Below are 15,529 nucleotides of genomic sequence, written 5' to 3' on the forward strand. Positions count from 1 at the left end.
GATTGCCTTGGTCTATGGTTACCGGGCTTTTTGCGTTTACTGTTTGCTCTGCACATCCATTCCAGATCATCGTTGGCCCAAATGGGACTGCGCGCATATTTCAATAATTTATATTTTTAATAGCATAGTGGAAATATTTTCTTGTAAATAGTAATGAGAACTATTATCATTCATGCCTTGAGCTTCGCTAAACATTCGCAGGCTCCAGCACTAGTTCACTCACCATAGCCAGCTATGTAGATAGCCAGGCTTGCTTAGAATATAAAAATGGAAAAGAAAACTAGACTTAATTCGATGAATTCCGATGAGACTCCGCGGCTGGCAGAGCAATTGCAGCGTGCAGGGCTACGTCCGACGGTAGGCCGCATAGGTATGTTAGCGGCGCTTATTCAAATTGGAGAAGGTTATCATTACCCTGAGGATATTCTGAGAGAACTGCTCAGGCAGGGCAGGCTGGGTAGCATCACCACCATCTATAGAGTGTTGGCAGACCTGACTTCCATTCATTTCCTGCAGCGCTCTTTTGATGTTGATGGCAAGGCAAAGTATCGATTGACACATGCCAGCAAGGCTGCCGAAGAGATATGCCTGGTCTGCGAACAATCAGGTCGTCGTATTACCGTACAGGACAAAGAGCTAAGGTCACAACTGGATCATCTAGCGCGGGTACACGGCATGGAAACTTCGTCTCTGCCATTGCTGATACAGGTGAATGCGATCACTAAGCTTGAAAAATCTGAGTATAAATAGATTGTCTCAGCATATTTTACTCTCGAGCGGACTTGTTACAGGCAGGGTTTGCTGTGGCTAAGGGATGAAATAAATATGCGTGTTTGTAGAAAATATAAAGGGCCTGACGGCCCTTTATATTTTCATGCATAGCTGTGCTGGGTATTAGCCATTACCACGACTACCGGACCTGCGCGGAGCAGATTGCTTTACCGCTGGCCTCGGGCCGCCTGCTGGGCGGGGTTTGCCGCCTTGTGGTGCAGCCGCTTTGCCGGGGGTGCGTGCTGGTTGTCCACGACCCGATGGCTGGCCTCTGCCACCACCGCCACCGCGATGGTCAAAGCTGCGCAATTGTATGGGCTCTGCCTTGGCATGTGGATCGGGAATGAAGCCGTCTATGATTTCTTGCGGTATCTGGCGCTTGATGAGTTTTTCTATGTCTGCCAGCAATTTGAATTCATCGACGCACACCAGGGACACGGCTTCGCCAGTGGCACCAGCGCGGCCCGTACGACCTATGCGATGCACATAATCTTCTGGCACATTCGGCAAATCATAATTGACAACGTGGGGTAACTGGTCAATATCAATACCGCGGGCTGCGATGTCGGTTGCAACCAGTACAGTCAGACTGGCATCCTTGAATTCAGCCAGTGCTTTAGTACGGGCAGACTGGCTCTTGTTGCCGTGGATAGCCATGGCGGCTATGCCATCTTTACCTAATTGCTCCACCAGCTTGTTGGCGCCGTGTTTGGTGCGGGTAAATACCAGAACTTGTGACCATTGATGCGTCTTGATCAGATGCGCCAGCAAAGGGTGCTTTTTGTCGCGGTCCACCGGATGCACTTTTTGTGCAATGACTTCTACCGTAGAGTTGCGGCGTGCCACTTCTATCATCGCCGGATTGTCCAGCAAGCGGTCAGCCAAAGCCTTGATCTCATCAGAGAAAGTAGCCGAGAACAGCAAATTCTGACGTTTGGCAGGCAAGATCGCCAGCACTTTTTTGATGTCATGGATAAAGCCCATGTCCAGCATGCGGTCAGCTTCATCCAGAACCAGAATTTCAATATGGCGCAGGTCTATCGTGCCTTGCTGATGATGGTCCAGCAGACGGCCAGGCGTCGCTACCAGAATATCTACACCTTGCTTCAATAATTTGATTTGCGGGTTGATGCCCACGCCACCAAAAATCACGCCAGAATTCAGCGGTACATATTTGCCGTAAGTATTGACGCTTTCTTCTACCTGGGCTGCCAGTTCGCGCGTAGGCGTCAGCACCAGGGCGCGGATGGGGCGCCTGCTGGTTTTGTCTTTTGGTGCGTTGGCTGAGGTGGACAGGCGCTGCAAGATAGGCAGGGTAAAGCCAGCGGTTTTGCCGGTGCCAGTTTGTGCGCCAGCCAGCAAGTCGCCGCCTTTGATGACAGCAGGAATTGCTTGCTGCTGTATCGGGGTTGGAGAGGTATAGCCTTGTTCGCTGACTGCGCGGACAATGTTCTCGGATAAGCCGAGTTCGTTGAATGATGCCATGTGGTTTTACTGTGTTTCTTTATGATCGGACTGATTTGCACCAGCCCGAAGAGAGAGGCGCTCCCGTCAAATGACAGAAGCGTGAGAATTTACTTTTTAGCGGAAAACGGTTGCAATGCATTGACCATCTGGGCGAATACTTTTGGAGTGCCAGCCAGAACATCGCCTTTATGCAGATAATCCGAGTCACCAGAGAAGTTGCCGACGATGCCGCCAGCTTCGGTAATGACGAGTGAACCAGCAGCGATATCCCAGGGGGCCAGACCTTTTTCAAAGAAGCCATCCAGGCGGCCAGTTGCAACATAGGCCAGGTCCAATGCAGCAGAGCCTGGTCTTCTCAGGCCCTGGCACTTGCTGGTCATGACCTTGAACATGGCCAGGTATTCATCCAGGCCGGACAGGTCGCGCGAAGGAAAGCCCGTACCTATCAGTGCGTCAGCCAGTTTGTCGCAACGGGTAACGCGTATGCGCTTATCATTGAGGAAAGCACCGCCACCTTTGCTGGCAGTGAACATTTCATTGCGGGTAGGGTCATAGATAACAGCTTGTGTGATCACGCCACGCTGTTGCAGGGCGATGGAAACACAATACTGTGGGAAGCCGTGGATGAAGTTGGTGGTACCATCCAGAGGATCAATGATCCAGACATTATCATTTTCATCATGCAAATTAGCGGATGCACCCGATTCTTCAGCCAGGATGGCATGGTCGGGGTAGGCAGAAGTCAATACTTCTATGATGGCAGCTTCAGCAGCGTGATCGACTTCGGTCACGAAATCATTGAATTGTTTTTCTGTGACTTGGACACGGTCAAGGTCAAAAGATGCGCGATTAATAATAGTCGCGCCACGACGAGCGGCTTTTACTGCCGTATTCAGCATTGGGTGCATAAGGTTTCCGATAAAATGACAGCATGCAAACGACTATCCCCAAAAAAGGATGTCCTTGCTATGCTAGACAAAAATGATAAAGAGCGTGCGTAATTGACATTCATCTGTCATTCGTCTGGCAAATATCTGCACTAGCAAGACGCACAACCGAACAAAAATTAACGCGTGATACCGCTATTTTAAATGAACTTGCCCAAAACCGACACATCTCTTTTTCAGCGCATGCGCTTTATCCTGGTGGAGACCAGCCATCCTGGCAATATAGGTTCGGCCGCCAGAGCGATTAAAACCATGGGTTTTAGTGAGCTAATCCTGGTGAAACCGCGCTTTGCTGACGCTTTACAGCACCCGGACGCAATCGCCCTTGCCAGTGGCGCGCAAGACGTGCTCGACAACGCCCGTATCGTGGATCATATTGATGAGGCTTTGCAGGGTTGTGAATATGTCGCTGCCGTCAGCGCCAGGTTGCGTGAATTTTCTCCGCCCATTCTCAGTCCCAGAGTATTTTCTGAAGCAATGGCGCAAAGTCAGCATGCCAACATAGGACTGATTTTCGGCAATGAGCGTTTCGGCCTGCCGAATGAGATCGTCATGAACTGCCATGCTTTGATCAATATTCCTGCCAATCCTGCTTATTCTTCATTGAATCTGGCTCAGGCAATACAATTACTTTCTTATGAATGCCGCATGGCCGAGGACGCGGGCTTGTCGATTGCCGGAAATATCGGTTTCCAGGGGCAATTGGCGGCAGTAGATGAAATAGATGGCATGTACAAACATCTGGAAGAAGCCCTGGTTGCGATTGAATTCTTGAATCCAGACAATCCCAAAAAACTGATGCCTCGCTTAAAACGTATGTTATCTCGTACGCAACTAGAAGTAGAAGAAGTGAATATCTTGAGGGGAATAGCAAGAAAAATTGTTGAGGTCAGCAAGAAATAACTGCATCTGCAGGTGAGTCTGGGCGATGAGAATGTTGCTGCCTGTGTCTTTTTAGCAAATTGAACTAAATAGTAATGTTAAAAAGCAGAATAGATTTTTTTCGGTAGTTTTCCTTCAAATTGAAGGGAAAAGTAACGCATAATTTATTTGTGCCGAATGAAACGGTGATTTGCAATTGTTGTTACAATTGATAAATATGTTGAAATCGACAAACATTCTAACCTTTGTTTGCGTTTTACATTTGGTAACGTCTTCAAGGATTGTTATAAAGCCAGTAAGATTGCAGTTAATATACATTCAGGAATAGCAATTGATTTTCTGAAGTAACGCATTTTCTTTCTGAGGTCATTATCATATTGGTTCCATTCCGCCGATCTACGCTATATCTGCTTTGCCTTGGTGCACTTGCATCCGGCGCAACAGGGAAGGTTCATGCTCTGGGCTTTAGTAATTTGACTGTTCAATCCGGTCTGGGACAGCAACTGCGTGCGCAACTGGAATTGACCGGTAATGATGCGACGGAGATAGAGCAATCTTGTTTCAAGGCCAAGGTAGAAAGCCCGGATGGCAATCCGCTCGCACAAATCAATGTCAATCTCGTACAAAAAGGAAGTGCACGCTACCTCACTCTGGTAACCAGGAAAGACATCCTGGAACCAGCAGTGAAGATCATGGTAGACATGGGGTGTGAAATTCAGCTTCATCGTGAATTTCTGATTTTGCTTGATCCACCGTTTTCTAACCCGGCACTGTCAGCGACGCTCGCCAGTGCTGCAAAAAATGGTGCAGGCAATAGGCCAAATCTGGTAGTGGAGCAGCAAATTGCGTCTGCAGGGCCTGTTGTGCAAAAAAGCAGTCGCCGGAAAGAGAAGCTCAATCCAGCAGCATCGGAAATTGTTGCCACTCCTGCTGAAACAGCAATATCAAAAAAAAAGCCGTCCAGGCCACCAGACCTTAAAGCCAATTCAGATAAGCTGGCCACGGTACCAAAAGACACACTAAGGCTTTCCGATGATTTGCCGATTTTGCCGCAAGGCTTACGTCTCAGTGATCAATTGTCTGTCAGAGGCCCGCAATCCAATATAGAAGAATTGCGCGCTGCGCAGGCGCAGCTTGCGGCCATGTTGCGTGATGAAAAACCAAATCAAATCTCGCAGGAAAAACTACAGAGCGAGCAGCAGAAAATTCTTAGCCTGCAGCAAGAGGCACAGCAACTCAAGCGACAAAGTCAGCTTGACAAGGCAGCCCTGGAAGAAGCTAAAGAAGGCAGTTTTTCGCGCAATTGGGTCATGGGCCTGAGCGTCTTCATTTTTGCCGGATTAGTCATTATTGGTTTGCTTTTGTACTATGTCAGTCGTATGCGTAAAAAAATGCATTCGACCTGGTGGCAGCAAAAAGAACCTGTGTCAGAGCCGGAATCCAAAAAGAATATAGAAGAAATCGTCAATAGTATACAAGCTTCGTATGGACCAACAACGACCAGCGCCTTGTACCAGGTTCACGATGATGAGGATGAGCGTGCTGGCGTGAGTCGTCCGGTGGTCGCCACGTCCAAAAAAATTGCAACAGATACCAATCTTGGTAAGTTGGATGCACCTTCTGCATTTAACAAAGCCTACGTGCCTACGCTGGAAGATAGTAATAGCAGCACCTTTAATTTCTTCTCTACCAAAGGTCAGTCAGTCAATGTAGAGGAAATATCGGATGTAACGCAAGAAGCGGAATTCTGGATTTCCGTGAACGATCCGCAGAGAGCGATAGAAATTCTTGAACCTCAGGCCAATGCAGAGCAACCTGAATCGCCAGTACCCTGGTTGTATTTGCTCGACTTGTACCGTGTCACAGCGAACAAGGAAAAATACGATGCATTGCGAGACAGGTTTATCGTATTTTTCAATGCCAATATTCCTGAGTTTGAAGTTGACCCGGCGACATTGCCTAGCAGGCAACTGGAAGACTTCGAGCATTTGATGAATCGCATATGCCGTATGTGGAGTACCAACGATATTTTGCCTTTCCTCGAAAGTCTGCTGGTTGATGACAGGGATGGTAAGCGCATGGGTTTCGAGTTACCAGTGTATCGCGACATATTGTTATTGATTTCAGTGGCAAACGAGCTGGAAAAATCGCATGCTTTTAGTGGAACTGACAGAAAGCGTGCCTGGACCAATGTGCCGGACTTGCCATTGGATGACGATGAAGTTTCATCAAAAGAAGTTGCGACAGATTCGAATTTGATTAATTTCGAGACTATAGATTTTCCCAGAGGGAAATAAGACATTGATGAGTGCGCTTGCTGTCGCAAGCGGAATAATTCGAAACCAGGATTTAAAAAAATAAAACGGGGACATATGATCAAGCTTTACGGTTTTGCTATCAGTAATTACTACAATAAAGTGAAATTGGCTCTTTTGGAAAAAGCCATACCCTTTGAAGAGCAATTGATCTGGACTGGAAAGTCTGCTGAATCGCTAGTCCATTCTCCTTTGGGCAAGATACCTTATATAGAGACTGAACATGGTTCACTTTGTGAGTCCCAAGTCATCGTCGAGTATCTCGAGCAGCGCTTCCCTGATAAGCCCCTGATGCCATCAGACCCATTTGCAGCGGCCAAATTGCGGGAATTGATTACCTTCATTGAATTGCATATGGAATTGCCCGCGCGCGAGTTGTATGCGGAAGCTTTTTTTGGAGGCAAGGTGACGGATGAAGTAAAGGCCAAAGCAGAAAAACTCCTAAGTCGTAATATTGCGGCCTTTGCGACTTTGGCCAAGTTTGAGCCCTTTGTAGGCGGCACCCAATTTACCTTGGCGGATTGCGCTGCCGTTGTACATTTCCCACTGGTGTCGATGGCAACCAAGATCATTTATGGCAGGGATTTTTTGGCAGATTTACCGACACGTGAGTATGTGAAGCACATTGGAGACAGACCGACCATGCAAAAGGTCAACGCCGATCGCAAAGCAAATCAGGAATTGATGGCAAATCGCGGAAAATAAGCAGCTTGGCTGACGTTGGCGGTAAAGGTCAGGCGTCAGCCAATATTACTTATACTGCCCGGCGCATTTTTTGCACCGTATAGGTTTTGGCTTGCGCAGGTGGTTCAACCAGTTTGACTATCGCGAAAGTGCAATTGTCACCGCGACCACTAGCCCTGTCCCTGGCTTTTCTGATTAAAAATTCTGAAGCCTGTCGCGGGCTGTTGGCAGCAACTGCGGCAGATAATTCGGCATCTTCAAAATAATGCCAGAGGCCATCAGAACATAACAGAAAACTGTCATGTGCTTTAAGCGCGTTATGTTCTCCAAAGGTAATATAGGGTGCAGTTGTGCTGGAACCAAGTACATTGACCAGAATATTCGAGAGCCTGTGGGTTTTTGCTTCTTCTGCCGAGATCTTGCCTTCATCCACTAATTTTTCTACATAGGAGTGGTCTTTGGTTTTTTCTGCATAATTGGGGCCATCAAACCGATATAGGCGTGAATCGCCCACGTGTGCCCAGATAGCTTCTTGCTTTGGGGTAATGACTAAGGCCACAAAAGTACTGTGAGGCTCTTTTTCTGAGGAGACACCAGACAATTTAATGACGGTGTGTGCTTCGTTGACGATATTTTCTAAAAGATTGCGAACATCATTTCCGGGATAAAATTCATCAAATAATTGTTTTGCTGTGCGCACAACTTGCTCTGCGGCAAGTGCGCCGCCACTTTTACCACCCATGCCATCTGCCACGATGGCCATGACATAGCCTGGCGCATGTGGTGCCGCAAAAAGTGCTGTGCGGTCTTGTTGTTCCTGCCTGTCGCCGATATGTTGTCCGGTTCCAGCTTCGATCTTATATTGGCTCATACGTCTTGGTAGATTAAACTAACGGGATAAACCCAAAAATGGTCTTTCCTTAATTAAACTTTATTTTACTGCAACCAGAAGACTATGAGCCACCCGGAACAAATACAACAACGGATTATTGAACTTGAGGTTGAACATAGAGACCTGGATGTGGTAATCGAGACCTTGATTAAGGATCCTTGCCACGATGAACTACAACTGCGTCGCCTCAAAAAGCGAAAATTACAGTTAAAAGATCATGTTACTTTATTAAAAATGCAACTGACACCTGATGTCCCTGCATGATTATCCACTTTTCCTTAGCTTTATAGTTAGTTTCTGATTGCCTCATTTTGACTGAACCACTCGCCACGCCGAATGCAACTGGCATTCATGATGCAGAAGTAGAACATATTTTTGGCCTGACCGGACCTTTAAGTGCGTCGATAAAAGGTTATCGCCCACGTCAGGCGCAGACAGAAATGGCAAAAGCCATTGCTGATGCCATCGCCGGACAAAAAACCTTGTTGGCTGAAGCAGGTACGGGTACAGGCAAGACCTACGCCTATCTTACTCCTGCCTTGCTGTGGGGGGGCAAGGTCATCGTCTCTACCGGCACCAAAAATCTGCAAGATCAATTGTTTTTGCGCGATATACCCACTATCCGCAAGGTATTGAAAGCCCCTGTATCAATTGCCCTGCTGAAGGGGAGGGCTAATTACCTGTGTCACTATCACCTGGAAAGAACCATACAAAATGGTCGCCTCAGTTCCCGTGAGGATGTAGGTTATTTACGTGATATAGGGCGTTTCATTAAAACCACAATGACGGGTGACAAGGCAGAACTGGCACGTGTACCAGAAAACGCCTCGGTCTGGAGTCTGGTGACGTCAACCAAAGATACTTGCATGGGGTCGGAATGCCAGTACTATCAGGATTGCTTTGTCATGAAGGCGCGCAAGGAAGCACAGCAGGCAGATGTGGTGGTGGTCAATCACCATTTGTTTTTTGCGGATGTGGCCTTGAAAGATACTGGCATTGCCGAACTGTTGCCCTCGGCGAATACAGTCATCTTTGATGAAGCACATCAATTGCCCGAGACTGCCACCTTATTTTTTGGTGATACCGTTTCAACCTCGCAAGTATTGGAGCTTTGTCGTGATGTGCAGGCAGAAGGCTTGTCGCATGCACGTGATGGAGCAGAGTGGTCCAAGCTGGTGGCACCCGTCGAGCGTGCTGCACGTGATTTACGCCTGGCTTTTCCGCAAGACATCGTCCGTTATTCCATAGATCAGATTGCGCCCTCCAGCCCTTTCTTTGAAGCGCTGGAAACTTTGAAATCCAGCATGGATGACATGATCACTGTGCTGGAAAAGCAGGCAGAGCGTGCAGAAACCCTGGAACAATGCCGGGCACGGTCGATATTGCTGGCTGAGCAATATGAAAAATGGAATGCTGCCGATGATGGCAAGTCCGGTGACTATGTCCTGTGGGTAGAGGCCTTTTCCACCTCCCTGCAATTGCACCGCACCCCTTTGTCGATCGCTCCCATCTTCAACAAACAGCGTGAAGGCGTCCCGCGTACCTGGATATTTACCTCCGCTACCATGGCGGTGAAGAATGATTTCAGCCATTATGTGTCGCAAATGGGTCTATGGGATCAGCCAGCGCGCACCTGGCCCAGCCCCTTCAATTACCAGGAGCAAGGCTACTTATACGTGCCCAATGGCATGCCGCAGCCAAATTCATATGAATACATGGACGCGGTAATTGATGCTGCCTTGCCCGTCATTGAGGCGGCGGGAGGCAAGACTTTCCTGCTGTGCACGACCTTGAAAGCTGTCAAACATAGTGCCGAGCGTTTGCGCGATGAATTCCAGAAGCGCGGCCTGGATTTCCCTTTGTTTATTCACGGGGATGCGGGCAGGACCGAGTTGCTTGACAGGTTCCGCGCTGCTGGTAACGGCGTCCTCATCGGTAGTCAAAGTTTTTGGGAGGGCGTGGATGTGCGTGGCGATGCGCTGTCTCTAGTGATTATCGATAAGCTGCCCTTCGCGCCACCTGATGACCCGGTATTGTCTGCCCGTATAGCGGCGATGGAGAAAAAAGGCTTGAATGGCTTTGTCCATCATCAATTGCCCGAAGCGATTATCAACCTCAAACAGGGGGCTGGTCGCCTGATTCGCGATGAAGGTGACAAAGGGGTCTTGATGATTTGCGATCCCAGGCTGATCTCGAAACCTTATGGCAAGCGTATCTGGCAAAGTTTGCCGAGTTTTTCTCGCACGCGGGAACTGGCAGATGTGCAGGCATTTTTTAAGAAAATAAAAAATCCAGCTTAATGGTTTGTTGGTAGCCCCCTGTATTTGCCAATAAAAAAGGCAGCACTGTTTTCAGTGCTGCCTTTTTACTTGCACTGCCCAAATAGGGCAGTAGTAGAATTACCAGATGCTTACACGTTCTGTCGGTGTCAAATACATCTTGTCACCTTCTTTGAGTTTGTAAGCGTCATAGAAGCCAGCCATATTGCGCAGAGTGCCATTGGCACGGATTTCTGCAGGCGAATGTGGATCTGTCTTCAATTGGACTATGGTAGAAGCTTCACGCATTTTGCCGCGCCATACCTGGGCAAAGCCCATGAAGAAACGCTGGTCACCTGTCAAGCCGCCAATTACAGGCGCAGGCTTGCCACCCAGGGACAATTTATACGCTTTGTACGCAATTGCCAGGCCTGAGTTATCGGCAATGTTTTCACCCAGTGTCAATTCGCCATTGACGTTGTAGCCAGGAATAGGGCTGAATGCACTATATTGTTTGACCAGGACAGCAGTTTTAGCGGCGAATTTAGCATGATCTTCTTTGGTCCACCAGTCGCGTAAATTACCCAGGCCATCATATTGTGCACCCTGGTCATCAAAGCCATGGCTGATTTCATGGCCGATCACCGCACCAATGCCACCATAGTTGACTGCATCATCAGCTTTGGCATTGAAGAATGGTGGCTGCAAAATCGCTGCCGGGAAAACTATCTCATTCAACTCTGGATTGTAGTAAGCGTTGACGGTTTGCGGTGTCATGCCCCATTCATCGCGGTCTACTGGCTTGCCCAATTTGTCGAGTTCAAACTGTGCTGCAAAGATGCGGGAATTGCGCAAATTGGCAATGGCATCACCTTTGGTAATCGTCAGGCCAGAATAATCGCGCCATTTGTTAGGGTAGCCAATCTTGGGCATGAAGGTTGACAGTTTGGCCTGGGCTTCTTTCTTGGTTTCCGGGCTCATCCAGTCCAGGGTATCTATGCTTTGCTTGTAGGCCAGCAGCAAATTACCTACCAGTTTTTCCATTTTGGCCTTGCTCTCAGCCGGGAAATGCTTGGCTACATACATTTTGCCCAGACTTTCACCAAGTGCAGAGTCAGCCAGGCGTACGCCGCGTTTCCAGCGTGGTTCCTGGACAGGGATGCCACGTAAAGTGGTGGAGTTAAAGGCAAAACTCTCGTCGCTGAACTGGGTCGGCAATTGACCAGCAGCAGAGCGCAGGATATGCCATTTGAAATAAGTCTTCAGATTGTCCAACGAGGTTTCTTGCAGGATTTTGTTCAAACCTGTCAGGTAGCTAGGCTGGCTGACGATGACATAATCAATCTTGCCCTTGACACCCAGATCGCTCAGATAAGCGTTCCAGTCATAGCCTGGCGTCAACGCATCCAGTTTGCTGACTTCAATTTTGTTATAGGCCTTGACCGGATCACGCAACTCAACCTTGGTCCATTGCACTTTGGCGAGTTCTGTTTCCAGGGCCAGGATGTCTGCAGCATGTTTAGCTGCATCCTTATCGCCCGCCAAGCTCAGCATTTTTTCTATGTGCGCATGGTATTTAGTACGGAATTCTTTTAATTTTGCGTCATCGCTATTGAGATAATAATCACGATCAGGCAAGCCGAGGCCGGATTGGCCAAGATCCAGAACGTATTTGGTGGAATCCTTATTATCCTGGTGGATCTGGAACTCATAAGGTGCGCCTATGCTGGCGCGGTTCAACCATGCTATCAAGCCCGGGATTTGTTTTTTGTCAGATAAGCTATCCACTTTGGCAAATTCATTTTGCAAAGGTTTTAAACCCAGTGAGTCTATATGGGCTGTATCCATATAGCTGGCATACATATCTGCAATTTTTTGCGCATCTGTACCAGGCTTGTTTTTCGCTTTGGCCAAGCCTTCAATGATGCCATGCAGGCGCGGAACAACTGCTTCGCGCAAATCCATGAAGGCACCGGCTGACGATCTGTCAGAAGGAATTTCTGTATTTTTTAACCAGCTACCATTCACATGGCGAAAAAAATCGTCCTGGGCGCGGACTGCGCCATCATTATGTTTGGACTCTATACCGGACAACAAAACGGATGTTGCAGATACTGGTTTCGCTGGTTCTGCGGCTGTCGCGAGTTGACTGCCAACTGTACCGGCAATCATCAGCGCTATGGCGCTAAGTACTTGTGCTTTCACTTGGGGGGTCTCCTGAGAGTGAAGGTTGGGTTAAAAATAAGGCAAGCCTCAAGCTTGCCCTGGATATTGCTGCAAAAACAAATATGATACTTGCAGCTCTCCCTGAGTCTGAATAAGACTGCGAGAGTTTAACGAAGTTCGCCAGATTTAGTAAAAGTTTTAGTTAATTTCTTCCACTCTATGGCAGGCGACGAGCCTGTTATCAAACGGTCTCAATATTGGTATTTCTTGACGGCATCTTTCAATGGTGTGTGGACAGCGATTATTGAAGGCGCAGCCAGGCGGTGGTGCCAATGGTGAGGGCAATTCACCGTCCAACATCATTTTCTGCTGGCGCTGCGCCGGATTGATGCGTGGGGTTGATGCCAGTAATGCCCTGGTGTAAGGATGCAGAGGACGCTGGAAAATACTTTGTTTATCAGCATGTTCTACGGTCTTTCCGAGATACATGACCAGAACATCGTCGGCTATATGCTCAACCACCGATAAATTATGCGAGATGAACAGATAGGCAACACCGTTCTGTTGTTGCAAATCCATTAATAAATTCAAGACTTGTGCTTGTATTGATACATCCAGTGCAGAGACTGGTTCATCGGCGACGATTACTTCGGGGTCTAACATGAGTGCGCGGGCGATGGCGATCCGTTGCCTTTGTCCGCCTGAAAACATATGGGGGTAACGTCCATAATGCTCAGGCCGCAAGCCTACTTTTGCCATCATGGCACGCGCTTTTTCTTCTCGTTCTGCAGATAGCAGACGAGTGTTGATGATCAGTGGTTCTTCCAGCATGGCCCCCACTTTTTTACGCGGATTCAGACTGGCATAGGGATTCTGGAATACCATTTGCACCAAAGGCCGCACTTGTTTAAGTGTAATTTTATCTGCGTGTGCGATGTTTTTACCACCCATCCAGAGTTCGCCGCTGCTAGGCGTTTCTATCATCGTGATCTGGCGGGCGAGAGTGGATTTACCGCAGCCGGACTCACCAACCACGGCCAGGGTTTTACCTGCAGTCAGCTGGAATGAGACACCGTCCAGCGCTTTGGCCAGCGCTTTGGGTTTGAAAAAGCCTTGTGATACAGCGTAATGCTTGGCCAGGTTTTTTGCTTCCAGTAAGACAGGAGTAGTAATGGTATTTTGCATCATGCCGCCCGATTAATTTGTGATGCTTGCCATTCATTACCCGGCACGCCTTGTGCATCCAGTGGGAAATGGCAGCGCACCTGGGCATTGGGTTGTCCCTGCAATTGTGGCCTTTCAGTCTGACAGCGTTCGGTCGCATAGCTGCAGCGTGGTGAGAGCAGGCAGCCTGTTGGCCTGTCATACAGGCCAGGTACAACGCCAGGTATGGTTTGCAGGCGCGCTTTGCCAATATTATGTTCTGGCAAAGCTGCCAGTAAAGCCTGGGTATAAGGATGCCTGGGGGTGTCAAATATTTCTGGCACGGTGCCAGTTTCCAGTACTTGGCCAGCATACATCACCACTACACGTTTGGCAGTCTGGGCAACTACGGCCAGGTCATGGGTAATCAACATCAGGGCCATGCCACGTTCGCGCTGCAATTGCAGCAATAGTTCCAGCATTTGCGCTTGCACAGTCACATCCAGTGCCGTAGTAGGTTCATCCGCAATCAGCAGACGTGGGTTGCAGGCGATAGCGATAGCAACCATGACACGCTGACTCATGCCGCCTGAAAGCTGGTGCGGGTAGGCATTCATGCGTCTTTCCGGGTCCGGGATATCCACTTGCTTCAATAAAGCCAGGGCCTTGGCGCGCAAGTCTTTTTCCTTGCCACCCTGATGAAGGCGCAGGGTTTCCATCAACTGAAAAGCCACGGTATAGCAGGGATTCAAACTGGTCATGGGATCCTGGAAGATCATGGCAATATCCTTGCCCAGCAATTGCCGTCTTTCCTTATCCTTCATCTTCAGCAAGTCACGGCCATCGAATTCCATCTGATCTGCTCGCACACGCCCAGGGAAGTCGATGAGGCCCATCAAGGCTAGCGAAGTCACACTTTTGCCAGAACCTGATTCGCCGACGATGCCGACCACCTCACCTTGTTCTATGAGCAGATCAAGACCGTCAACTGCCTTGAATGGCTGAGCTTCCGAGCCAAATTCAACGCTTAAATTTTTAATATCCAATAATGGTTTCATGTGGAAGTGTTGTTTAGCGTTTTAACTTGGGGTCGAGTGCATCGCGCAAGCCATCACCCATGAGGTTAAAGGCCAATACGGAAATCAGGATGGCCAGTCCGGGGAAGGTAACGACCCACCAGGCGCTTTGTATGAATTCCATTGCGCTAGCGAGCATTGAGCCCCATTCAGGGGTCGGTGGTTGCGCACCCAGGCCCAAAAAGCCTAAGGCAGCAGCATCCAGTATTGCTGTGGAAAACCCCAGAGTAGCCTGGACGATGATGGGGGCAGCGCAGTTGGGCAAAACACAATTGAACATCAGGCGTAAATTGCCAGCGCCAGCTATGCGTGAAGCATTCACGTAGTCTTTGTTCAGCTCACCGCTGACTGCTGCACGCGTTAACCTGGCATATGAAGGCATGAGGACAATGGCAATGGCATACATGGCATTCATCAGGCCGGGGCCGAGTATGGCCACGACGGCGATTGCCAGCAGCAGGCTGGGTAAGGCTTGCAGGATATCCATAAAGCGCACGATAATGGTTTCCAGCATGCGCGCAAAACGGCCGGCCCAGCTGCGGGAAAAACCGGCAATCAAACCCAGGGTCACACCCACACCCATGGACAGGGTGACGGAGACCAGGCCTATGAACAATGACAAACGTGAGCCATGAATGAGACGGGATAAAATGTCGCGACCAACCGGATCGGTGCCGAGTATAAATTTGCTGCTGCCAGTTGCCGTCCATGCGGGAGGTGTCAACGTGGATTCTCGGAATTGTTCTATGGCTGAGTGTGGCGCTATCCATTCAGCAAACAGGGCACACAAACTCAGTATGCTAACCAGCACCAGGCCGATGACGGCACCGCGGTTTTGCTTGAAGTAGTGCCAGAACTCAATCAAGGGATGAGGTGGTGACAAGTTGGTGACAATGCCTGCTGCAGCCGGTAAATTAGTATTACTCAT

The 15,529-nt window shown here is 48.8% G+C and carries 13 protein-coding genes; 6 read left to right on the plus strand and 7 right to left on the minus strand.

Going from position 1 to position 15,529, the window contains the following annotated elements; translation table 11 throughout:
- Nucleotides 1-267 precede the first annotated feature (267 nt).
- Entirely contained in the window at nt 268-750 is a 483-nt protein-coding gene (locus tag ACO0LF_RS04300) for a Fur family transcriptional regulator (RefSeq protein WP_423012223.1), read from the plus strand.
- 144 nt (nt 751-894) lie between these two features.
- Here ACO0LF_RS04300 and ACO0LF_RS04305 read toward each other — a convergent pair whose 3' ends face one another.
- Together ACO0LF_RS04305 and ACO0LF_RS04310 are read right to left on the minus strand one after the other, a co-directional pair.
- Nucleotides 895-2,256 carry a DEAD/DEAH box helicase gene (locus tag ACO0LF_RS04305; protein WP_423012225.1) on the minus strand — a complete coding sequence of 454 codons (1,362 nt, stop codon included), beginning with the start codon at nt 2,254-2,256 and terminating at the stop codon, nt 895-897.
- Between the two features lie 89 nt (nt 2,257-2,345).
- Complete coding sequence (locus ACO0LF_RS04310; RefSeq protein ID WP_423001789.1) at nt 2,346-3,137, minus strand: inositol monophosphatase family protein; 792 nt, start codon at nt 3,135-3,137, stop codon at nt 2,346-2,348.
- Between the two features lie 192 nt (nt 3,138-3,329).
- Between ACO0LF_RS04310 and ACO0LF_RS04315 the strand changes: the two genes are divergently transcribed.
- The 3 genes from ACO0LF_RS04315 to ACO0LF_RS04325 all read left to right on the plus strand — a co-directional run bounded on the left by ACO0LF_RS04315 (nt 3,330) and on the right by ACO0LF_RS04325 (nt 7,087).
- Entirely contained in the window at nt 3,330-4,088 is a 759-nt protein-coding gene (locus ACO0LF_RS04315) for an RNA methyltransferase (protein ID WP_423012227.1), read from the plus strand.
- A gap of 452 nt (nt 4,089-4,540) precedes the next feature.
- Nucleotides 4,541-6,364, plus strand: a complete 1,824-nt coding sequence (locus ACO0LF_RS04320) for a hypothetical protein (RefSeq protein ID WP_423012229.1) — start codon at nt 4,541-4,543, stop codon at nt 6,362-6,364.
- Between the two features lie 75 nt (nt 6,365-6,439).
- Complete coding sequence (locus ACO0LF_RS04325; protein WP_423012231.1) at nt 6,440-7,087, plus strand: glutathione S-transferase; 648 nt, start codon at nt 6,440-6,442, stop codon at nt 7,085-7,087.
- Nucleotides 7,088-7,136: 49 nt separating this feature from the next.
- On the opposite strand, the gene ACO0LF_RS04330 is transcribed toward ACO0LF_RS04325, so the two are convergent.
- Nucleotides 7,137-7,937 carry a PP2C family protein-serine/threonine phosphatase gene (locus tag ACO0LF_RS04330; RefSeq protein ID WP_423012233.1) on the minus strand — a complete coding sequence of 267 codons (801 nt, stop codon included), beginning with the start codon at nt 7,935-7,937 and terminating at the stop codon, nt 7,137-7,139.
- A gap of 84 nt (nt 7,938-8,021) precedes the next feature.
- On the opposite strand from ACO0LF_RS04330, the gene ACO0LF_RS04335 reads away from it, so the two are divergent.
- Both ACO0LF_RS04335 and ACO0LF_RS04340 read left to right on the plus strand, forming a co-directional pair.
- Nucleotides 8,022-8,222, plus strand: a complete 201-nt coding sequence (locus ACO0LF_RS04335; protein WP_423012235.1) for a YdcH family protein — start codon at nt 8,022-8,024, stop codon at nt 8,220-8,222.
- A gap of 44 nt (nt 8,223-8,266) precedes the next feature.
- Nucleotides 8,267-10,258, plus strand: coding sequence for an ATP-dependent DNA helicase (locus tag ACO0LF_RS04340; RefSeq protein ID WP_423012457.1), 1,992 nt, complete (start codon nt 8,267-8,269; stop codon nt 10,256-10,258).
- A gap of 99 nt (nt 10,259-10,357) precedes the next feature.
- On the opposite strand, the gene ACO0LF_RS04345 is transcribed toward ACO0LF_RS04340, so the two are convergent.
- The 4 genes from ACO0LF_RS04345 to ACO0LF_RS04360 all read right to left on the minus strand — a co-directional run bounded on the left by ACO0LF_RS04345 (nt 10,358) and on the right by ACO0LF_RS04360 (nt 15,529).
- Nucleotides 10,358-12,421, minus strand: a complete 2,064-nt coding sequence (locus ACO0LF_RS04345) for a M13 family metallopeptidase (RefSeq protein WP_423012237.1) — start codon at nt 12,419-12,421, stop codon at nt 10,358-10,360.
- Between the two features lie 159 nt (nt 12,422-12,580).
- Nucleotides 12,581-13,567, minus strand: coding sequence for a peptide ABC transporter ATP-binding protein (locus tag ACO0LF_RS04350; RefSeq protein ID WP_423012459.1), 987 nt, complete (start codon nt 13,565-13,567; stop codon nt 12,581-12,583).
- On the minus strand, nt 13,567-14,583 hold the full coding sequence (gene dppD / locus ACO0LF_RS04355) for a dipeptide ABC transporter ATP-binding protein (RefSeq protein ID WP_423012239.1): 1,017 nt from the start codon (nt 14,581-14,583) through the stop codon (nt 13,567-13,569). The genes ACO0LF_RS04350 and dppD overlap by 1 nt, the downstream gene beginning before the upstream one ends.
- 13 nt (nt 14,584-14,596) lie before the next feature.
- Nucleotides 14,597-15,529 carry an ABC transporter permease subunit gene (locus ACO0LF_RS04360; protein ID WP_423012241.1) on the minus strand — a complete coding sequence of 311 codons (933 nt, stop codon included), beginning with the start codon at nt 15,527-15,529 and terminating at the stop codon, nt 14,597-14,599.

Origin of the sequence: Undibacterium sp. Di27W, assembly GCF_049340345.1 — a bacterium.
In the GTDB taxonomy this organism is placed as follows: Bacteria; Pseudomonadota; Gammaproteobacteria; order Burkholderiales; family Burkholderiaceae_D; genus Undibacterium.